Source organism: Collinsella aerofaciens (genome assembly GCF_020181355.1).
Classification (GTDB): Bacteria; Actinomycetota; Coriobacteriia; order Coriobacteriales; family Coriobacteriaceae; genus Collinsella.
Genome location: NZ_CP084004.1, coordinates 498,114 through 518,270, shown reverse-complemented (window position 1 = coordinate 518,270; position 20,157 = coordinate 498,114). Strand labels below are relative to the sequence as shown.

Sequence of the window (20,157 nt, the reverse complement as noted above, 5' to 3'; positions counted from 1 at the left end):
GTTAGGCGAGGGGCGTGGATTCCCATTCGCCGGTGGCGTGGGGGATGTCGAAGGTTCGATAACCGCAGTCATAGGCGTGCGCCTGGGCCTCGCGGATGTTCCAGCAGATATCGCAGGCGCGGTGCGCGTCCGAGCCAAAGGTGATCGGCACTTCGGCATGGGCAAAGCAGCGCAAAAGACCGGTTGCGGGGTAGTAGTCGCCCAAGCCCTTGCGCGGTGCGGCCGTCGAGGCCTCAACGCGGCGGCCCGTATCGTGCGCGCACTCTGCCATCTGCTGCCAAAACGGTGCGGGGTCAAAATCGGGCGCAAAGCCTTCCTTCGAAAAGCGCATGACCAGGTCGGGGTGAGCCATCACATCAAAGTTGAGCGGGCTCTCGCAGGCGCGGCACCAGTCATCGACATAGCGCTCCCACACGCCGCGTACCCCCAGGTTTTCCCAAACGTGCAGGTTGGTGTCATCGTCGATCCAGCCGCAGTGCGAATCGGGCGTATCGGGACGAGCGACGTCCTCCGTTCCCGCCGTACCCGCGGCACCGGCCATGATATCGCCTGGGTTGCCAATCCAGTGCACACTGCCCAGGCGCATGACGGCGCCCCGGGACCAGCGCTCAACCAAAGGCTCGCAGCCCTCGTACCAATCGCATTCGAAACCGTAGATAAAGGTGAGTTCTGGCGCAATCTGAGCGGCAAGATTGCGAGCGTCCTCAAAAGCCAGACGATGCGCCGGGAGGTCGCCCTCAGTAACCTGCACCTCGCAGTTAGCATCCATGCTGGCGGGCAGGGTGAGATGGTCGGTCGAGACCATGACGCGGCAGCCGGCCGCAGCAGCGGCACGGACGTTGTCCTCAAACGAGGCATGCCCGTCCGAAAACGAGGTGTGGGTATGGCAATCGACCAGCGGGCACATGGGCATAGCGGCTCCTTTGCGTCAAGCGAATCCGCTTCATTGTAATGGCGCAGCTCTCAACACGCCGGGCACGCCGGGGATCGAAATCGATTGGAAAGGTTGCGCGGCGCGTGGTGCGGCCTCGCTTGCTCTCAAAACGTGTACGTCAGCCTCCAAAACCGACAAATAATGACATGTTTGGAGGCTGACGTACACGTTTGGATAGGGGCGAGGGCGGCGACGGACGAAAGTCACGCTTGTGCCACGTCCGATGTGCTAGCGTTTGAGTGAACAAAACGAGCCCGCGCGGAAAGGAACCGGACCGTATGCAACGTGGAAGTACATCTCCGCTGTCCCGCGAGACCGATGCGCCCGAGACCATCGTCAAGCTGGAGTGCGACATCGATGATGCGTCGCCCGAGGTGCTTGCCTACGCTGCCGATTGCCTGCGCAAGGCCGGCGCCCGCGAGGTGCATTGGTTGCCGCTTTACTGCAAAAAGGGCCGCCCCGGCTGGCAGCTGCAGGTAATCTGCTCGCACGATGATATCGAGCGCTTGCAGACGATTATCTTTTTGGAGACCACGACCAACGCCATTCGTCGCCAGGTCATGGAGCGCGTTTGCCTACCACGCCGCTTTGAGCAGGTGGCGACGCCATGGGGCGAGGTGTCCGTCAAGGTGGCCACCCTGCCCGACGGCAGCGAGCGTGCAGCGCCCGAGTACGAGGACTGCGCCCGTCTCGCTCGCGAGCATAATGTGCCGCTCCAGCGCGTGATGCAGGCGGCACAAGCCGCGGCACTGCGATTTGAATAGCGCGGCCGGTGGCACGCCACGCCCAGTCCCATCAACCCCACCCGAAAGGACCACCATGAAATACCTCATCGCTTCCGACATCCACGGCTCGGCATACTGGGCCGAGCGCCTGGTCGCCGCCATCGAGTCCGAGCAGCCCGACCGCATCGTCCTGCTGGGCGACCTGCTCTATCACGGTCCGCGCAACGACCTGCCGCGCGACTATGCTCCCAAGCGCGTGATTCCGCTGCTCAACGCCCTGGCCGACCGCATCATCGCGGTGCGTGGCAACTGCGACGCCGAGGTCGACCAGATGGTGCTCGGCTTTCCCGTCATGGCCGACTACGCCACGCTGTTTGACGAGACCGGCCGCGAGCTGTTCCTGACGCACGGCCACGTCTTTGGCGCTGGCATGCACAACAGCGTCGACCACGCGCCCGCGCTGCCCGAGGGCTCCGCGCTCGTCTACGGCCATACGCACATCAAGGTTAACGAGGCAAGCGAGGCGCACCCGGGCCTGTGGCTCTTCAACCCCGGCAGCGTGAGCATTCCCAAGGACGACTCGCACAGCTACGGTATCTACGAGGGCGGCGCGTTCCGCCACGTGATCATGGAGGAGGACTAACCATGCCCGAGCATATGGCTCAGCAAAATGCCGAGGGTTCGCGCGACCTGTCCACGCTGGTCGACGCGTCGGCCGAGTTGCAGCATCTGGTGCAGACCATCTGGCGCCTTCGTCAGCCCGACGGCTGCCCATGGGACCGCGAGCAGACGCACCGCAGCATTGGCAAGAACATGATCGAGGAAGCCTACGAGGCGCTCGATTGCATCGAGGCGGACGACGTGGCGCATCTGCGCGAGGAGCTGGGCGACGTGCTCATGCAGGTAGTGTTGCATACGCAGATTGCGGCGGACGCCGGTGAGTTTACGCTGGCCGATGTGGCACGCGATATCGACGCCAAGCTCATCCGACGCCATCCGCACGTGTTTGGCGATGTGGATGCCGAGAGCTCCGACGAAGTGCTCAAGATTTGGGACGAGGTCAAGCTTGCCGAGAAAGCCGCCAAGGACAAGGCCGTGGCGGCGGGCGAGGCCGCGCCCGAGGGTCTGCTCGATGGCGTGCCCACGCATCTGCCGGCATTGATGCAGGCGCAGAAGGTGTCACGCAAGGCGGCCGCCGTAGGCTTTGAGTGGGAGACGGTCCAGGACGTGTGGGACGAGGTTGCCGAGGAACGTGCCGAGTTTGAGGCCGAGGCCCCCGGAACGCCCGAGCGCGAAATGGAGTTTGGAGATCTGCTCTTTGTCCTAGTCAACGTGGCACGCAAAGAGGGTATCGACGCCGAGAGCGCCCTGCGCGCCAGTACGGCAAAGTTCCGCCATCGCTGGGCTGCGATGGAGCAGATGGCGGCCGATGCCCACGTGGATCTGGCCGAGCTTTCGACCCACGGCCTCAACGACCTGTGGGATGCCGCAAAGGCGGAGGAGTAAGACTGCGGGAACGACGGGCTGACACGCCTCATCGTTCCCGCTAAATTTTTCGAAAATCAAGTGTATCCCTCGGCTAACTTAGGGCATAATGCAAAAAGTGCGACATGGCTAACTTACGGAGACGCACCGATGGTGCACGGTCAGCCGGTCGCTTGCATCCACTACGTTTCCAAGCGAGAGGGAGACAACATGAGCGATATTTTGGACGTTTACGGTCGCGAGGTGCTCGACAGCCGCGGCAATCCCACCGTCGAGGTCGAGGTTGTGCTCGAGGACGGTAGCTTCGGTCGCGCGATGGTGCCTTCGGGCGCTTCGACCGGTGCCTTTGAGGCTTGCGAGCTGCGCGATGGCGACAAGGGCCGCTATCTGGGCAAGGGCGTTTCGCAGGCCGTCGAGCACGTCAACAACGAGTGCGCTAACGCCGTCGTGGGCCTCGACGCCTTCGACCAGCGCGCTGTCGATGCCGCGCTGATTGCCGCGGACGGTACCCCCAACAAGACCAAGCTCGGTGCCAACGCCATCCTGGGCGTGTCGCTGGCCGTTGCCCGCGCCGCTGCCGAGTCGGCGGGCCTGTCGCTGTACCAGTACCTGGGTGGCGTCAACGCCCACCTGCTGCCCACGCCTATGATGAACATTCTCAACGGCGGCGTGCATGCCGATAATAACGTCGACTTCCAGGAGTTCATGATCATGCCGGTGGGCGCCCCGAGCTTTGCCGAGGGCCTGCGTTGGTGCGCCGAGGTCTACCACACCCTCAAGGGCGTGCTGCACGAGGCCGGCCTGGGCGGCGGTGTGGGCGACGAGGGCGGCTTTGCCCCCAACCTTAAGACCAATGCCGAGCCGTTCGAGTACATCACCAAGGCCGTCGAGAAGGCTGGCTTTAAGCCCGGCGTCGACTTTATGTACGCCATGGATCCGGCGTCCACCGAGTTCTACAACGCTGAGACCGGTATGTACGAGCTCAAGGGCGAGGGCGTTGAGTACACGAGCGCCCAGATGGTCGATTACTGGGAGAAGCTCGTCGACACCTATCCCATCATCTCCATCGAGGACGGCATGGCCGAGGAGGACTGGGACGGCTGGGTCGAGCTTACCCGCCGCATTGGCAATAAGGTGCAGCTGGTGGGCGACGACTTGTTCGTCACCAACACCGAGCGCCTCAAGAAGGGCATCGAGCTGGGTGCCGCCAACGCGATCCTGGTCAAGGTCAACCAGATCGGCACGCTCACCGAGTCGCTGGAGGCCATCGAGACCGCCAAGGAGGCCGGTTACGCTTGCATCGTGAGCCACCGCTCCGGCGAGACCGAGGACTCCACGATCGCCGACCTGGTCGTGGGCGTCAACGCCGGCCAGATCAAGTCGGGCGCCCCGTGCCGCAGCGACCGCATCGCCAAGTACAACCAGCTCATCCGCATCGAGGACGAGCTCGAGGGCAGCGCGCGCTACGCCGGCAAGGCCGCGTTCTACAACATTCGCTAAACGGGCGAATTTGGCGAGGGGGAGGCTGACTCGGTTCCGCCCCCGCCTTGGCTGGACGCCGCAAAGCGCTGTGGGCGCTGGGCCATATGGCTCAGCGCCTTTTTTATGTCGAGCAAAGGCTGTCGAAGGTGGTGCGCACGCTCGTGCTATAACTAGAATACTTAGCGCAAACAAACCTCAACCGCACAAGGCGCACATGGATCAGATTTACGACAACAGGTACTATTCCGCCGGTTCGCGTGAGCCGTCGCCTCGCCGTGCGCGCACGGTGCAGCTCGGTGGGTCCGCCTACGCCGGCGCCGACCGCTCCATGCAGCGCCCGACAAGTACCTCGCGCCCCAATGCTCAAGTGAATACTTCGACAGATGGACCGGTGCGCCCGGCACGTTCGACACATGCGTCGCGTCCCTCGGCCCAGACGCACGACAAATCGAGCAGGCCCTCGAGCCGTCTTTCGGGTTCGGACTTTATGCGCTACGCCAACGACAACGCGGTGATTAAGGCGATCTATGACTTTACGCATGGCTCTCTACGCCCGCTGTTTATCGGTATCGTGGTGGCTCTGGCGCTCGTGAGCCTGTATTTCCCCGTGCGCGACCTGTACGTTGCAAAACGCTCGAACGACATCTTGGCCAAGCAGGTCGAGATTCGCGAGCAATACAAAGATGAGATGAAAAAAGACACTGACAAGTGGCTCTCGGAAGAGGGCATTAAGGATCGGGCACGGGAACTGGGCATGGCGATGCCCGGCGAGAAGAGGATTGAAGTGCAGGGCCTGGACGGCGATTCGGACTCGTCGTCGGCTGAAAAGAAGTCGTCGAACGCCAAGAAGGCCAGCGAGGTGGCCAAGGAGATCGAAGAAGTCGGCAAGGACGCGCCATGGTACATCCGGACGCTTGACATGCTGTTTGGATTTAACGGCGTCGAGGGCCAGACGGTCGTGTCCAACGGCAAATAGCGCCCGGAGGGGAGCCCGCAATGACAAATTGCAAACGATATAAGGTGGCCGCGATCGACCTGGGAACGGTGTCGTCGCGACTAGCGCTAGCGCAGGTCGAGGGCGGGGCGATCGTGGAATCGTCCAAGCATACCGAGATTACCGATCTGGGCGAGGGCGTGGACGCGACGGGCCGCTTTTGCGAGGCGGCGGTCGAGCGCGTGCTCGCCGCATGCCGCATGTTTGTGGACGAGGCGCGTGCCTTTGGGGCCGCGTGCGTCTGCGCCACGTGCACGAGTGCCGCGCGCGATGCGTCCAACGCCGCGCTGCTGCTGGACGGTCTGCGCGATCTGGGGCTCGAACCGCAGGTGATTCCGGGCGAGGTCGAGGCGCGCCTGACGTTTTTTGGCGTGGCACACGACTTTGCTGGCGAGCGCATTATTGTCGCGGATTCGGGCGGCGGGTCCACGGAACTCGCGACGGGTGTCTATGCGCCGGAGCGCGGGGTCTTTGCGCTGGAGGGAACGCGCTCGCTGGACATTGGCTGCCGCCGCGTGACCGAGCGGTTTTTCTCTGCGCTGCCGCCGTCGACGAACGAGCTTGCGGCTGCCGCCGCGTGGGCAGGCGAGCAGTTTGCGGGCTACTTTAAGAGCTTGCCTGTCGATTTTGAGCGTGCCGAGCGCCTGGTCGCGGTGGGTGGCACGGTGACTACGCTGGTGGCTCTGGTCCACGAGCTGGAACCGTACGATTCGAGTTTTGTTCACCTACGCGAGCTTTCGATGGAGCAGATCTCGGCCGCCATCGATCGTATGTCTACGCTGGATGTGGAGGGTATCGCTGCGCTGCCGGGCGTGCAGCCCAAGCGCGCGGGCGTGATTCTGGCCGGCGCCGTGGTGATTCGCGAGCTCATGCGAGCCGGCGGCTACAAGACGCTCACCGTAAGCGAGAGCAGCCTCCTCGCTGGCATGGTCGCCACCATCAACGAGGTTCTCGACGGCGCGACTCCCACCATCGCCTGGACCCCCAGCCTCAGCGCCCTCTAAATAAGTTGCGGTGAAATACGGACTACAATCGCCCTTTCGGGCACCAAACAGTCCCTATTCCACCGCAACTCAACAGCCGGCACCTGGGGACAGTCCTTGCGGGGCGTCCCCACAGCGCCTATGCCAGCTTGTCGATCTGCCCAATCTCCCAAAGCGGAATATTGATGAGCATGCCCTCGTCTCTATATGCCGCCAGGGAGCTCCTCACGCAACGCTCGAGTTTGAATTTTTCGCAGGCTATTTTCAGACTCTTCGCTTTAAGGTTCTCTGCCGCCTTGACCTCAAGCGGAAGCACGGTTCCCGCATGGTCGATGGCAAAGTCGGTTTCGGCATTGCCGGAGGTAGAGGACCAATACGCGGGAGTTTTGTCCTGGAGCAAAAGCTCCTGCGCGACGTATTGTTCGGTCAGCGAACCTTTGAACTCGGTAAAAACAGCGGATCCGTTAAGAACGATGGCCGGAGAGAGACCGGAGAGCGCTCCGAGGATGCCGGTGTCGATGCAGAACAGTTTGAAGCCCGAGAGGTCTTCATAGCTCGAGAGCGGCGCCTTTAGAGCGGAGACACGTGGCACCTTATGAACGATTCCGTAGTCCGTGAGCCACTGGAGGCTTTCCTCGAAATCGCGTGCGCGCGCTCCGGGACGAAGGGCGCCATAGACAAACTTCTTGTTCTCCTTTGCAAGCTGGCCGGGAAGGGATTTCCAAACCAACCTCATGCGCTCGACGATGCGGGCGGGTGCATGTTTGCCAAAATCGGATTCGTAAGCCTCGATGATTTGCTGCTGAAGCCTTCGGGCTTCGATGAAATCGCGTGTCTCGGCGAAAGCGGAGACAACTTCGGGCATACCGCCGACAACAAGGTATTCCTTGAGCAAGTGCTCGAGCTTTTCGGTAACGTTTGCCAGAAGGTTCATGTCTGCGGCAAGGACGGCGTCGGCGAGCGGGCCGCCGTCGACGGCACGAACGAATTCGGCAAACCCCATGGGACGCATGGTGAGCTGGTCGATTTTACCGACGGGAAATGACTCGTTTTCGCGTCGGAGCGCGAGGCCCATATAGGAACCGGCTGCCACGATGTGGTATTCGGGTGCAAGTTCGTTGAAGTACTTGAGTGAGGTGATCCCGCGTGGTGCCTCTTGGATCTCGTCGAAGATGATGAGCGTGTCTTCCGGCGTTACGGTTTGGCCACGTAGGAGTTCTATCTGGGAGATGATGCGCTTGGGGTCGAGGTTCCCATCGAACAGCGAGCGTGTGCTCGGCTCGAGCATAAAGTCAAAACGAATGACGTTTCGATACTGCTGGCTTGCGAATTCGTTAAGAAGCCAAGTCTTTCCTGTCTGGCGGGCTCCCTCAAGCAAGAGAGGTTTGCGATTCGCCCTTGATTTCCAAGCGATAAGTTCACTCATAAGCTGTCGCTGCATATTGCCTCCCAACCCTCTCGGCTAGTATAAGGCCATTTGGGCGTTTCCATCGAAAAATGTGCGAGACAACCACGTTTTTCCATTGGAAAATGTGGGAGACAACCACGTTTTTCCATCGGAAAATGTGGGAACACCAACCTAAGTTGCGGTGGAATAGTTCCTAAATGGGCTGGTAAACTGCCAAAACAGGAACTATTCCACCGCAACTTAGAGCCCCACCGGCGTGTAAAAGAAACGAGCCCGCATCCCTGGGGGACACGAGCTCGTAAACAATACATGGTAGGGGCGGTGGGACTCGAACCCACAATCCTTGCGGCGAGAGATTTTAAGTCTCCTGCGTATGCCAATTCCGCCACGCCCCCGTGAGACTAGAAGTCTAGCACAAGCCGTCCGTTACGCGTTGACGGCCATCGAGTGTTGGCCCGACTTCTCCAGGAACTCCTGGAACTTGGCTTCGTCGCCTTTGTTCTTGTACTGCAGGGCCAGCAGGTATTCCAGGCGGCAGCTCTTGACCTTGTCGTCACCGGCATCCTTGAGCATGCGCTCCAGCTCGGGGATGTCGTTGTGGCGCTTGAGGATCATCGTGTCGTACATCAGTTGGCATTCGTGCGCGACTGCCTCGGCCTGACCGCCCTCAAAGCCCTTGATCTCGTGCAACAGCTCTTTGGACTTTTTGCGGTCCTCCTGGCCAACATAGTAGTTAAAGGCCTTAATGACCAGGTCGACGCGCTGCATCTTGGGGAGGTTGAGTCCCAGCAGCAGGTCGAACATCTCGTCGGCGCGCTCGTGGTCCTCGCGCAGCAGATAGGAGTTCAGGCGCAGGTAGTCGCGGTTGTAGCGCGGGTACAGCATGCTGGTGAGTTTGCCGTCGAGCAAACGATCGAACTCGTCCCACTGCTTGGCGGCCATCAACTGCTGCAGGCGCTTGAACGTTGTGCGTTTTTTGACGCTAAAGAACACCGACACGGCGATACAGATGATAACGACGGCGGTCCAGAGGGTGCGGGAATCGGGCATTTCAGAGTCCTTAGTCGCTCTTAAAGCGAGCGGTATGACAACACGTACTAGATGTATTATACGCAGCGCGCAAGCAAACTGGCATAAAAGCTCATCGAGGCTGAGTGCCATCGCTCGCTGCGGTACACTTACCTAAAGTAAACCATGAAGGGAGACATTACCTATGAAGAAGATCGTTTTGGCTTGCGGTGCTGGCGCTGCTACTTCCACGCTTGTTGCCCAGAAGGTCGCTACCATGCTCGACGCCAACGGTTATGCCGGCAAGTATGAGATCGTGCAGTGCGCCATCTCCGAGGCCAAGGACTACTGCGACGAGGGCGCCGACCTGCTGATCGCCACCACCGTTGCCCCCGAAGGCCTCACCTGCCCATACGTGAGCGGCGTGCCCTTCATGACCGGCATGAACCGCGTCGCTGCCGAGAAGGCCGTTCTCGACGTTATGGCTCAGTAGGCGCTGCCTGTATGAATGAGCAGAGCGCCAATCCGGTCGAGCTCTTTGGCATGCGCGTTGCCCATGTGGGCATTAACGCCACCGACCCGGCAGACGCCCTGGAGATCGCGGAGCTGTTCTCGACGATGATGGGCCTGCCCGTCATCGAGACCCCGGTTTCGTACTTCAACGATTCGCTGGTCGAGATCATGAAGCAGAACGGTCGTGGCACCAAGGGCCACATCGGCTTTGCCGTTAACGACATCGATGCAGCTGAGAAGTGGTTTGCCGAGCGCGGGCTCGAGGTCAACGAAGAGCCGCGCGCGCTGCTGCCCGACGGTGGTACCAAGCTCGTGTACTTTAAGCGCGAGTTCGCCGGTTTCGCCGTGCACCTGTGCCGCGAGTAGCGCACAAGCTGCCATAGCTGGCAAAAAGGGATAGGGTCGCGTGGCCCTATCCCTTTATTTATGCCGAGGGGCTTCCTATCGTGGCAGGCGAATCGTAAAGCGGCTGCCGACCCCTTCGACCGAGGTCACACCGATGACGCCGCCGTGGCTGTCGACGATCCACTTGGCGATCGCAAGCCCCAGACCCGAACCCTGTGCGCCGGCATCGCGCGCGTTGTCGGCACGGTAGAACCGCTCGAACGCGTGAGCTGCGGATTCCTGGTTCATGCCGATGCCCTCGTCCTCAACACTTATGTCGATCGTGTCCGCGCCCGCATCCGGTGTTATGCCAAATGTGACGGTCGTTCCCGCATCCGAGTACTTGGCGGCGTTTTGCACGATCACGCGCAGAGCCTGCTTCACGAGCGCCACGTCGACGGGCGCGTCGCAGCGCGGGTCGCTGGCAAGCGCAGCGTCAGAAGCCAGCCGATACGTGTGCTCGGTATCGATCATCTGCGATTCTTCGCATACCTCGCTGACCAGTGCAGCCAAGTTGGTATGCGCGCGCCGCAGGACCGTGCGCCCGGCATCGCCGCGCGCCAAAAACAGCAGCTGCTCCACAAGCTCTTGCATGTGCTCGCTTTCGGCTTTAAGGGACGCGATGGATTCCGCCAGCACGTCCGGGTCGTCCTTACCCCAGCGGTCGAGCATGTTCACGTAGCCCTGAATCACCGCGATGGGCGTGCGCAGCTCGTGGCTCGCGTCGTTGACAAAGCGCATCTGCTGCAGCTTGGCCTCTTGCATCTGGCGCAGCAGGCGGTTGAGTGCGACCTCGATGCTTGCCAGGTCGGCGTCGCCGGTGGTGACGCTCGGCGAGTCGACGCTTGCGCGCTCGATGGCCTGCTCCAGTGTTTCCATTTTGCCGCCGGCGAGTTGCATGCGGCCGAGTTCGTCCACGCGCAGGGCCAGATCGTTGAGCGGCGCCATGGTGCGGCGCACGCGGCGGGCGCCGCCGAGCATGTTGAGCACGCTGATGACCTGCCAACCCACAACGACAAGGTAGAGAGGCCATAGCGTGACGAGGTCCTGCGCGAGGGGGAAAGTCTTGGTGGTACGCGCGAGCTCGACGGTATAGGTGAGCGTTGTCAGGTCCCAGCCGCGCGCGGGCGTCAGCGTCATGCCGCGAACGGTGGCGCTGGGGATCCATCCTGCGGTAAACGCGCCGTTGGGCAGCGTCTGGTTGTATCCATAGACGAGGATCGCCGCCGCAATCACCACCAGCAACAGATCGAGCCAGACGTAGCTCATCAGGCGGCGCCACATATAGCTCCAGTTGATGGCGCGGGCGATGGAGGTGACGCGCTTGGCCTCGGCGTTACGTGCGGCAGACATAGCCCACCCCGCGCACGGTCTGGATGATGCGGGCACCGCCGGCGTCCTCGATCTTGGCGCGCAGGTGCGCGATGTGCACGTCGACGTTGTTGGTGTCGCCCACGTATTCGTAGCCCAGCGCCTCGTGCGCAATGCCCTCGCGCGTGAGCACGGTGCCGGCATGTGCCATAAGCAGGGCGAGGACGTCGAACTCGCGGGCGGTCAGCACGATGGGCGAGCCGCCGACCATGACTTCGCGGCGGTCGGGATCGAGCGCGACCGAACCCACGGTGAGCGCGGCGGGGGAGGGCGCGGCTGAGGTCTTGGCCGAGTCTCCAGCCGGGGGTATCGCAGCGGCACCCGTAGCGCCCTCCCCGGCCCCAACGCCGCCAACGCCCGAAGCCGCCCGCACGGCCTCCGAGCGCTTCAGCGCAACGCGGATCCGTGCGAACAACTCCTCAATCGCAAACGGCTTGGTCAGGTAATCGTCGGCGCCGGCATCGAGCCCGGCCACCTTGTCCATCACGGCATCTCGCGCGGTGACCATAATCACCGGCACATCCTTGTGCTTGCGTACGCGCCGCAGGACCTCCATGCCGTTGAGCTGCGGCAACAACACGTCGAGCAGAATCAGATCGTAGTCGCGCTCCAGCGCCAGGTCCACGGCGGTGCGGCCGTCGGCGGCGTGCTCCACCTGGTAGCCCTCGTGCTCCAGCTCGAGCGTCACAAAGCGGGCGATTTTCTCCTCGTCCTCTACGATCAGGATCCGTGCCATGCGTGCCCCCGTCTGCGATTACTTGTCGTCGTTCAGATTTTGCTTGATGTCGTCCGCGGCATCAGCGGCGTGATTCATAAGGTTGTTGATGCTGCCGGGCACGTCGCCGTCGCTGTCGATGCGGTAGCGCATGCCAAAGAACAGGCCAATCAGCATCAGCCAAATCGTAGCGCCCCAGGCAAACAGGGCGATGATGGGGATCAGGATGGGGATGTTGAGGATGATCGCATCGCGGCGCGTGGCGATAAACTTGGTGTCCAGGCTCAGGCGGAAGAGCTTTTTGAGGTACTCCCATACGCTGTCCATCTTCTTGGAGAAGTCGGTCTTTTCGCTCGACTTCTCGTAGGCGGCCTGCGCGGCGACCATCTCGGCTGAGGGCTCATCGACTGGCGCGGACTCGGTGGCGGCGTGCGCCGACGTGGTCTGCGTCTTGCCCTGCGACTCGAGCCAAATGATGGCGTCCAAAACGTTGCCGTCGGCGGCGTCGAGCGCGGCCTTGGCATCGGTGTAGCTCACGTTGCACTTGGTGCGGATGGTTTCAACTTTTTCGAGGTCGTCCATGACCTGTCCTTTCGTTCGATGGGCGCGACGCCGGACGATTTGCCCGGGCGCGAGCGTTGCGTTCGGCGGTCTGCGTTGCGCGGCGCCGCCCCGCCCTTGGTCGAACTCTATAGTGCAGGTTATAGATTAAGCGATTCTTGAGCCAAGATTAACGTTGGATGAGTTTTTGGGTGGCGGTGGGAAAAGTATTAGACCTCGATAGCGGGGGATGTGGTGCCGGTGCAAAACGGCGTCAAAGGTTGGTCGAGCAGGCGGTTTCTCCATTGATGTCCGCACAGCATGTGACACTTACCCTGCCGCCCCGCTCTGCCGCGGCGGCATGCGTCTGAACAACGACCCTCTAAGGAGTTCGATACCGATGAGTGACAACGCAAAGCATCTCGCAAAGAAGTGCGTTAAGGACGCGGGGCCGTGCCTCGCGCTGTGCGTAGCCGGCGCAGCGGTCGCGCTGTTGGCTGTTCTGGGGCCGTTCGACGTGCTCCGAAGTGCCAGCTTTCTGCATGTTTGCATGGCTCTTGCCGGCGCCACGATGACCGGCGGCGTGCTCGATCTGATCTTTTGGGTGTTTGACCCGTTTGGATGGAAGAGCGAGGGGTAGGTCCCAAAGGATGGAAGGGCTGGAACGGTTGACTTAGTGATCGTGCAGAATGTGGGCTAGCGACTTACAGGGAAGTGGTAATCCGATGACGGTCTATGTAACAGGCGATATTCATGGCGGCGCTGACATGCAAAAGCTCCGCGATTGGGAGCTTGGGGATAGCCTGGCGAGCGACGACTATCTCATCATCGCGGGCGACTTTGGCTTTCCCTGGGACTTTTCTACCGAGGAATGTGCCGATATTGCTTGGCTGGAGTCGCGCCCCTACACCGTGCTGTTTGTCGACGGCAACCACGAGCGTTTCGATCACTGGGCGGAACGCCCCATGGAGTTGTGGCACGGTGGGCTGACGCAGCGCCTGTCGGATACCTCGCCCATACGGCGCCTGACGCGCGGCGAGGTTTTTGAGCTCGACGGCTCAACGGTCTTTACCATGGGCGGCGCCACGAGCGTGGACAAGGAATACCGCATTCCGTATTCCAGCTGGTGGCCGCAGGAGCTGCCGGACGAGCGCAACTTTGAGGAGGCGCGGACAAAGCTCGACAGCGTGGGCTGGAAGGTCGACTACGTGATCACCCACACCTGCTCCACGCGCATGTTGTCGCCCACGCTCTATCCGGCGCCCGGCTGGAATTATCCCGATGTCGATCGACTCACCACGTTTTTTGACGAGCTGGAGGACCGTCTGGACTACAAGCGCTGGTACTACGGGCATTTTCATCGGGATGTCAACCCGGCCGAGCGCCATACCGTGCTCTACGACTGCATCGTTCGCCTGGGCGACGAACTCCAGCCCTGGGATGTTGCGTAGAGGCGGGGTGGCTGGCTACTCGACCGTTACAGTGATGTTCTCCCGATGCGCGCGGATGACGTCCCAGCTAAAGTGCTCGACCAGCTGCTCGGCGGTACGCGGCGTGGTGTCCGGCGCGATGCCTGTTTGCCCGGCGAGCCATCCCAACAGCGCCTCGGGTGTGCCAAAGCGGGTGCGGAGCTCGCCCAGGTCCAGATCGCGATCGCGCTTGGAAAGGCGGCGGCCGTCCGGTGACATGAGCAGCGGAATGTGCGCGTAGTGCGGCGTGGGCAGTCCCAGCAGATGCTGCAGGTAGATCTGGCGCGGCGTGGAGCCCAGCAGGTCGCATCCGCGCACGACCTCGGTGACGCCCATGGCAGCGTCGTCGACTACCACGGCTAGCTGGTAGGCAAAAACGCCGTCGCTGCGGCGCACCAAAAAGTCGCCGCACTCGGTGGCGAGTGCCTCGCATTGGGCTCCGTACGTGCGGTCAACGAATTCGATCACGTCGTCTGCGAGGTCGTCGACGGTGGGCACGCGCAGGCGTGTGGCCGGGGCGCGCAGGGCGCTGCGGCGGGCAACCTCCTCGGCAGAAAGGCCTCGGCAGGCGCCGCGGTAGATGGGCGTGCCGTCGCTGGCGTGCGGCGCGCTCGCGGCGTGGAGTTCGGCACGCGTGCAAAAACAGGGATAGGTGAGGCCGGCGTCTTGCAGCTGGCGCAGGGCGTCCTCGTACAGATCCAGGCGATCGTGCTGGTAGTAGGGGCCTTCGTCCCACTCGAGCCCCAGCCAGGTTAGATCGTCAATCAGTTGAGCGGCAAGTTCCGGGCGCTTGCAGCGATCGTCCAGGTCCTCGATGCGCAGCACGATGCTGCCGCCCTGGCTGCGGGCCGAAAGCCACGCACACAGGCAACTGAACACGTTGCCCAGGTGCATGCGGCCCGAGGGCGACGGGGCAAAGCGGCCCACGACGGGGATGGGCGCTGCCGTTGCTGGTGCGTCCGCGGCGTGTGTTGCTATGTTGCATGCGTTGATATCCATGCGGACGAGTATAGCGCGGGGCGCGGTGGGGGAGACGCTGCCGTGGCCTGCAAGTTGCCGAGGCCGCGCGTTGCGCGTGCCGGACCACCGGCTCGATAGCTCGATCGCCGCCCGCCAGCCCAACCCCTCAAACGACAGAAACCCCGGCAGCTCTTCGCAACTGCCGGGGTTTCCGCGGAAAAGGGGGACATGATCCTCAAGCGAACGGCAAAGGGGCAAACCGTTTTCGCTCAACTGCTTTATGCCCCTTGCTCGCGGACTCAATCAGTGCGCGTGCGGCAACACAAAGCCGCTACACCTGTGACGGAGCTATGAAGTGGTATCTATTGCCGGAGCGGGCTATGCCAAGGAGTGTCCCAGATTGCCGGCAGATAAGGAACGTCCCCAGGTGCCGGCCGCGGGCGTGACTTTCGTCCCGTTTGATACTCCGCTGGCCTAGATGTTCGTCATGTGCGCCCGTAAACGTGGGACAATGGCGTTGCTGGTATCACAGACAAAGGATGTGCCTATGAACACCCTCGCCGCCAAAGTCAGCCGGCAGCGCCACCTGTTTGCGCGATTCGCTTCCGTCTGCGTGCTCGTCGCGCTTGCGTTGTTGCTGCTGCCTGTCGCCGCGCACGCCGACGGCTACTCCATGACCCAGACCTATATCAGTGCCACGGTCGAGGCCGATGGATCGCTGACCGTTGTCGAGGGACGCCAGTTTGATTTCGACGACGACATCAACGGCGTGTTTTGGGAGATCAATACGGGCTCCAACCAGCAGGGCGGCACGGCGGGCGTCGACGTGCTGAGTGTCGAGGAAGAGGACACCGCGTTTAACAAAGTCGATAGCGCGAACAAGGGCGACTCTGGCGTCTACACGGTCGAGCAGACCGGTGACGGCGTAAGGATTAAGGTGTTCAGCCCTCACGAGAGCGGCGACAGCGCAATCTACTACGTGAGCTACACCATGACCGGTGCGGTTATGAACTGGGCCGATACCGCCGAGCTCTACTGGAAGTTCGTAGGTGACGGCTGGTCTGCGGATTCCGATGACGTCGAGATGGAAGTGTGCTTCGCGAATGCCGCTGCCGGGACGGCGGCCGTCAAGGGCGATAACTTCCGCGCATGGGGCCATGGTCCGCTGACGGGCGACGTGTCGCTCGATGAGGACGAGCCCATGGTCACCTATACCATTCCCTGTGTGCATCAGGGCGAATTTGCCGAGGCACGCATCGCCTTCCCTAGCGACTGGGTGCCGCAGCTTACCGCTTCGGGCGAAGAGCGCATGTCAACGATCATGAGCGAAGAGAAGGAATGGGCCGACGAGGCTAACGCCCGCCGCGCTCACGCTCGCATGATTGCCAATGCACTTGCCGTGCTAAGTGTTGTTGCGGCGGTGGCCTTTACCGGCACAATCGTTATGCTCAAGCTGCGCAAGCGCAAGCCCAAGCCGCTTTTCCAGGACGAATATTTCCGCGATGTGCCTTCGGCCGACCATCCCGCCGTGCTTTCGGCCCTCATGAGCTGGAACGAGGTGCCCGATCAGGCATATATCGCCACGCTCATGAAGCTCACTGACGACCGTGTGATCAAGCTGGAGCAGGCGACCGTGACCAAGGCCAAGAAGGGTCTGTTGGGGCGTGAAAAAGAAGAGCAGACGTATCGCGTGACGGTGAGTGATGCGGGCTGGAAGTCGGCCAAGGGCATTGACCACATGGTGCTCAAGGTCTTCTTTGCCGGTACTAAGCCTGACGAGAACGGCGATCGCTCGCGCACGTTCGACGAGCTGCAGCACTACGTCAAGCAGCACGCTACACCCGTGGGCGACAAGCTCGAGGACTATCAGAACACCGTTAAGGGCAAGCTGGCCGATAGCGAGTACGTTGCCTCAGACGGCATTGTTGCAATGGTGTTTTGCCTGGTTCTTGGTATCCTGATTGCCTTTGTTCCCGTGGGATCCATCTTCTTTACCGATGGCGCACAGGCGAACATTACCGCCGCGGTTATCTCGGTGCCGATTGTGCTGGTGGGTATCGGCGTGGGCCTTACGTTCCGCCGCTTTACGCCGGAGGGCGCCGAGGTGGCGGCTCGCTGCAAGGCGCTCAAGCATTGGCTCGAGGATTTCACACGCCTAAAGGAAGCCGTCCCGGGCGATTTGGTGCTGTGGAACAAGCTGCTGGTGATGGGCGTTGCCCTGGGCGTTTCGAAAGAAGTGCTGCGACAGCTGGCCGAGGCCGTGCCTGCGGACCTGCGCAACAGCGACGATTTCTACGACAACTACCCCTGCTACTGGTGGTATTACCATCACTACGGCAACGAGTCTCCGCTCGATTCGTTCAACGATGTGTATCACGAGACCATCCGCGAGCTGGCTTCGAGCTCCGATAGCTCGAGCGGCGGCAGCGGCGGCGGCTTCTCTGGCGGCGGTGGTGGCGGCGTCGGCGGAGGCGGCGGCGGAACGTTCTAGCGCGCTCTGATTTTTGGGATGGATCTTCTCCGGCGACTGCCGACGGATCCATCCCATTTTCATGCGCTACCTACGAAGGCTGTCCCCAACGACTAATCACTGGGAACATCCCTAAATGACTAGGTATGGCTGCTGGGTTTAGGCTGTTAGATCGAGTTCGTAGAGGAAGCTTTCGCGCGGCATGTCGTGGCGACGCTCTTCGCGGTTGGCGCGGTGCGTGGCCGTGCGCTTAAAGCCGTGCAGCTCGTAGAACTTCCACGAGCAGTTGGAGTCGGTGTACAGGTGCGCCCTCGTCGCTCCAAGCGAGGATAGGTGTGAGACCGCGGCATCGAGCAGAACCGTGCCAACGCCCAGGCCATGGACATCGCGATCCACGGCAAGCAGCGTGACCTCGTTGTCGTGCGGCAACGGGCTGCTCTCGAGCAGGCGGTTGTTGGTCCGGATGGTTGCGCGCACAAACGAGAGATACTCGGCGCAGGCATCGGGCTCCAGCTCACGCATCTGCGATAGCAGCGCGCGTTCGGTATCCATCCAATGTTCCTTAACGGTGGCGCCGGAGCTCTGTCCTGCGCGTGCAAGCGCAATGCCGCGTGCATGGCCGTCGATTACGGCAACCTGCGAAAACGTCGAAGACGAAAGGCAATAGGCGAGGTCGCATGCGGCCTCGAGGCGGTTGTACTCATCGTTATCCGAATTGTTATGCCAAAGCTGCTGCAGAATCAACGCGATGGCGTCGAAGTCTTCGGTATCAAACGGTCGGTAGAGAACCCGCGAGACCATGGTGCCTCTTTCTTTTGCGGATGCATATCGAGCACAGTTCTACCACGCTATTGGCATCTAATTATGGTGCCCCTGTGTTCCATGAACTCACCGTGCCCGGTGCCGTGCCCATCCCCTCCGCTCGCAAACTTTTTCTGCATATGCGCCCGTTGCGGGGTGCATCGATGCGCTCGATGCGCTACATTGAATCAGTATTTTCAATGCCGCTGCGCGAGCGCTGCAGATCGACGTATCACCGACTCACAGAGCACGGCGGCGTACCAGACAGGAGGACTGCATGGGATCTGATGTGAAGATCGCACGCGCGTTGATTTCGGTTACCGATAAGACGGGCGTCGTCGATTTCGCACGGACGCTGGTTGACGACTTTGGCGTCGAGATCATCTCTACGGGCGGCACGGCTCGTGCCATCGAGGACGCGGGCGTCCCCGTAACCCCCATCGAGGAGTTCACGGGCTATCCCGAGATGATGGACGGCCGCGTTAAGACCCTGCACCCCAAGGTTCACGGCGCGCTGCTGGCCCGCCGCGATTCCGAGCAGCACATGCAGGAGGCGGCACAGCACGGCATTAAGCTGATCGACCTGGTCGTCGTCAACCTGTACGAGTTCGAGAAGACCGTCGCCAACCCCGAGGTCACCTTCGCGGATGCCATCGAGCACATCGACATCGGCGGTCCTTCCATGCTGCGCTCTGCCGCCAAGAACGCCGCGAGCGTTACCGTCATCTCCGACCCGGCCGACTATGATGCCGTCCTGGCCGAGATGCGCGAGACCGGTGGCTGCACCACGCTTTCCACCCGTCGTCGCCTGCAGGTGAAGGTCTACCAGACCACCGCCGCCTACGACACGGCTATCTCCCGTTGGCTCGCCGCCCACGCAAGCGACGTGGCGGACACCTCTGCCAAGCTCGAGATCTCGCTGGAGAAGGTCGACGACCTGCGCTATGGCGAGAATCCTCAGCAGAAGGCCACGGTCTATCGCTTTGCCGAGGGCTGCGAGAATACCGCGAGCTCGCAGTTCCCGCTCGTGGGCTCCGAGCAGATCCAGGGCAAGCCGCTCAGCTACAACAACTATCTGGATGCCGACGCCGCTTGGAACCTAGTCCGCGAGTTCGACGAGCCGGCCTGCGTGATCCTCAAGCATCAGAACCCCTGCGGCTCCGCCGTGGCCGAGGACATCACGGCCGCCTACGACCGCGCCTTCGCCTGCGATCCCAAGAGCGCCTTCGGCGGCATCATCGCCTGCAACCGCGAGGTTCCCTATGAGCTGGTTGAGCACTTTGCCGATCAGAACAAGCAGTTCGTCGAGGTTATCATCGCTCCGAGCTACACTGCCGAGGCGCTCGAGCGCATGGCCAAGCGCCCCAACCTGCGCGTGCTGGCCACCGGCGGCGTGGACCACGGCGCCCAGGTGGAGCTGCGCTCCGTCGACGGCGGCATGCTGGTGCAGGAGGTCGACCACGTGACCGAGGATCCTGCGACCTTTACGTTCCCCACCGACCGCAAGCCCACCGACGCCGAGATGGCCGAGCTCGAGTTTGCCTGGAAGGTCTGCAAGGGCGTCAAGTCCAACGCCATCCTGGTTTCCAAGGGTAAGGCCGGCATTGGCATGGGCCCGGGTCAGCCCAACCGCGTTGACTCTGCGCTGCTTGCCTGCGAGCGCGCCGAGGACTTCTGCGAGCGCGAGGGCGTGGAGAAGGGCGGCTTTGCCTGTGCAAGCGACGCGTTCTTCCCGTTCCGCGACAACGTCGACGTGCTCGCCGCGCACGGCGTGACCTGCATCATCCAGCCCGGCGGCTCCAAGCGCGACGACGAGAGCGTCCAGGCCTGCAACGAGCATGGTATTGCGATGGTCTTCACAGGGGCCAGGCATTTTAGGCACTAGAGGCTTTCCCAAGCACCCGACCTTGCCCCT

20 protein-coding genes and 1 tRNA gene are annotated in these 20,157 nt (G+C 61.9%); 12 read left to right on the top strand and 9 right to left on the bottom strand.

Annotated features, from left to right (window positions below; translation table 11 throughout):
* Window position 1 precedes the first annotated feature (1 nt).
* A complete protein-coding gene (locus LCQ44_RS02285; RefSeq protein WP_225093967.1) occupies window positions 2–913 on the bottom strand; it encodes a PHP domain-containing protein in 912 nt (303 codons plus the stop codon).
* A 299-nt stretch (window positions 914–1,212) separates the two neighbouring features.
* Here LCQ44_RS02285 and larC2 point away from each other — a divergent pair, with 299 nt between their 5' ends.
* From larC2 to LCQ44_RS02255, 6 genes are all read left to right on the top strand, one after another.
* Window positions 1,213–1,698, top strand: coding sequence for a nickel pincer cofactor biosynthesis protein LarC2 (gene larC2, locus LCQ44_RS02280; protein WP_225093966.1), 486 nt, complete (start codon window positions 1,213–1,215; stop codon window positions 1,696–1,698).
* Between the two features lie 55 nt (window positions 1,699–1,753).
* The gene (yfcE, locus tag LCQ44_RS02275) at window positions 1,754–2,302 is read left to right on the top strand and encodes a phosphodiesterase (RefSeq protein WP_225093965.1); all 549 of its coding nucleotides are present in this window, start codon (window positions 1,754–1,756) and stop codon (window positions 2,300–2,302) included.
* A gap of 2 nt (window positions 2,303–2,304) precedes the next feature.
* On the top strand, window positions 2,305–3,165 hold the full coding sequence (mazG, locus tag LCQ44_RS02270) for a nucleoside triphosphate pyrophosphohydrolase (protein WP_225093964.1): 861 nt from the start codon (window positions 2,305–2,307) through the stop codon (window positions 3,163–3,165).
* A 189-nt stretch (window positions 3,166–3,354) separates the two neighbouring features.
* Window positions 3,355–4,644 (top strand): phosphopyruvate hydratase, encoded by a 1,290-nt coding sequence (gene eno / locus LCQ44_RS02265; protein ID WP_117564903.1) that lies wholly within the window; start codon window positions 3,355–3,357, stop codon window positions 4,642–4,644.
* 196 nt (window positions 4,645–4,840) lie between these two features.
* Window positions 4,841–5,602: an FtsB family cell division protein gene (locus LCQ44_RS02260; protein WP_225093963.1), complete on the top strand. Its 762-nt coding sequence runs from the start codon at window positions 4,841–4,843 to the stop codon at window positions 5,600–5,602.
* A gap of 20 nt (window positions 5,603–5,622) precedes the next feature.
* Complete coding sequence (locus LCQ44_RS02255) at window positions 5,623–6,624, top strand: Ppx/GppA phosphatase family protein (RefSeq protein ID WP_225093962.1); 1,002 nt, start codon at window positions 5,623–5,625, stop codon at window positions 6,622–6,624.
* A gap of 118 nt (window positions 6,625–6,742) precedes the next feature.
* On the opposite strand, the gene LCQ44_RS02250 is transcribed toward LCQ44_RS02255, so the two are convergent.
* The 3 genes from LCQ44_RS02250 to LCQ44_RS02240 all read right to left on the bottom strand — a co-directional run bounded on the left by LCQ44_RS02250 (window position 6,743) and on the right by LCQ44_RS02240 (window position 9,061).
* A complete protein-coding gene (locus LCQ44_RS02250; RefSeq protein ID WP_225093961.1) occupies window positions 6,743–8,044 on the bottom strand; it encodes an ATP-binding protein in 1,302 nt (433 codons plus the stop codon).
* A 277-nt stretch (window positions 8,045–8,321) separates the two neighbouring features.
* A tRNA-Leu gene (locus LCQ44_RS02245) sits at window positions 8,322–8,406 on the bottom strand.
* A gap of 31 nt (window positions 8,407–8,437) precedes the next feature.
* Window positions 8,438–9,061: a hypothetical protein gene (locus tag LCQ44_RS02240; RefSeq protein ID WP_225093960.1), complete on the bottom strand. Its 624-nt coding sequence runs from the start codon at window positions 9,059–9,061 to the stop codon at window positions 8,438–8,440.
* Window positions 9,062–9,224: 163 nt separating this feature from the next.
* Between LCQ44_RS02240 and LCQ44_RS02235 the strand changes: the two genes are divergently transcribed.
* Window positions 9,225–9,512: a PTS sugar transporter subunit IIB gene (locus tag LCQ44_RS02235; protein WP_117654890.1), complete on the top strand. Its 288-nt coding sequence runs from the start codon at window positions 9,225–9,227 to the stop codon at window positions 9,510–9,512.
* 11 nt (window positions 9,513–9,523) lie between these two features.
* Window positions 9,524–9,898 (top strand): VOC family protein, encoded by a 375-nt coding sequence (locus LCQ44_RS02230; protein WP_225093959.1) that lies wholly within the window; start codon window positions 9,524–9,526, stop codon window positions 9,896–9,898.
* Window positions 9,899–9,973: 75 nt separating this feature from the next.
* Here the strand turns inward: LCQ44_RS02230 and LCQ44_RS02225 are convergent, their stop codons facing one another.
* The 3 genes from LCQ44_RS02225 to LCQ44_RS02215 are packed head-to-tail and all read right to left on the bottom strand — an operon-like array spanning window position 9,974 to window position 12,584.
* Window positions 9,974–11,269, bottom strand: a complete 1,296-nt coding sequence (locus LCQ44_RS02225) for a sensor histidine kinase (RefSeq protein ID WP_225093958.1) — start codon at window positions 11,267–11,269, stop codon at window positions 9,974–9,976.
* On the bottom strand, window positions 11,253–12,023 hold the full coding sequence (locus tag LCQ44_RS02220; protein ID WP_225093957.1) for a response regulator transcription factor: 771 nt from the start codon (window positions 12,021–12,023) through the stop codon (window positions 11,253–11,255). The genes LCQ44_RS02225 and LCQ44_RS02220 overlap by 17 nt, the downstream gene beginning before the upstream one ends.
* Before the next feature lie 18 nt (window positions 12,024–12,041).
* Complete coding sequence (locus tag LCQ44_RS02215) at window positions 12,042–12,584, bottom strand: UBA domain-containing protein (RefSeq protein ID WP_117847868.1); 543 nt, start codon at window positions 12,582–12,584, stop codon at window positions 12,042–12,044.
* Window positions 12,585–12,942: 358 nt separating this feature from the next.
* Here LCQ44_RS02215 and LCQ44_RS02210 point away from each other — a divergent pair, with 358 nt between their 5' ends.
* Both LCQ44_RS02210 and LCQ44_RS02205 read left to right on the top strand, forming a co-directional pair.
* Window positions 12,943–13,182, top strand: coding sequence for a hypothetical protein (locus LCQ44_RS02210; RefSeq protein ID WP_117847870.1), 240 nt, complete (start codon window positions 12,943–12,945; stop codon window positions 13,180–13,182).
* Window positions 13,183–13,267: 85 nt separating this feature from the next.
* The gene (locus tag LCQ44_RS02205) at window positions 13,268–13,993 is read left to right on the top strand and encodes a metallophosphoesterase (protein WP_225093956.1); all 726 of its coding nucleotides are present in this window, start codon (window positions 13,268–13,270) and stop codon (window positions 13,991–13,993) included.
* A 15-nt stretch (window positions 13,994–14,008) separates the two neighbouring features.
* Here the strand turns inward: LCQ44_RS02205 and gluQRS are convergent, their stop codons facing one another.
* Window positions 14,009–15,010, bottom strand: a complete 1,002-nt coding sequence (gene gluQRS / locus LCQ44_RS02200; protein ID WP_225093955.1) for a tRNA glutamyl-Q(34) synthetase GluQRS — start codon at window positions 15,008–15,010, stop codon at window positions 14,009–14,011.
* Between the two features lie 508 nt (window positions 15,011–15,518).
* Here gluQRS and LCQ44_RS02195 point away from each other — a divergent pair.
* Window positions 15,519–17,462, top strand: coding sequence for a DUF2207 domain-containing protein (locus tag LCQ44_RS02195; protein ID WP_225093954.1), 1,944 nt, complete (start codon window positions 15,519–15,521; stop codon window positions 17,460–17,462).
* A gap of 138 nt (window positions 17,463–17,600) precedes the next feature.
* On the opposite strand, the gene LCQ44_RS02190 is transcribed toward LCQ44_RS02195, so the two are convergent.
* Window positions 17,601–18,242 carry a GNAT family N-acetyltransferase gene (locus tag LCQ44_RS02190; RefSeq protein ID WP_138113379.1) on the bottom strand — a complete coding sequence of 214 codons (642 nt, stop codon included), beginning with the start codon at window positions 18,240–18,242 and terminating at the stop codon, window positions 17,601–17,603.
* A 277-nt stretch (window positions 18,243–18,519) separates the two neighbouring features.
* On the opposite strand from LCQ44_RS02190, the gene purH reads away from it, so the two are divergent.
* Window positions 18,520–20,127 (top strand): bifunctional phosphoribosylaminoimidazolecarboxamide formyltransferase/IMP cyclohydrolase, encoded by a 1,608-nt coding sequence (gene purH / locus LCQ44_RS02185; RefSeq protein WP_138113377.1) that lies wholly within the window; start codon window positions 18,520–18,522, stop codon window positions 20,125–20,127.
* Window positions 20,128–20,157: the final 30 nt, after the last annotated feature.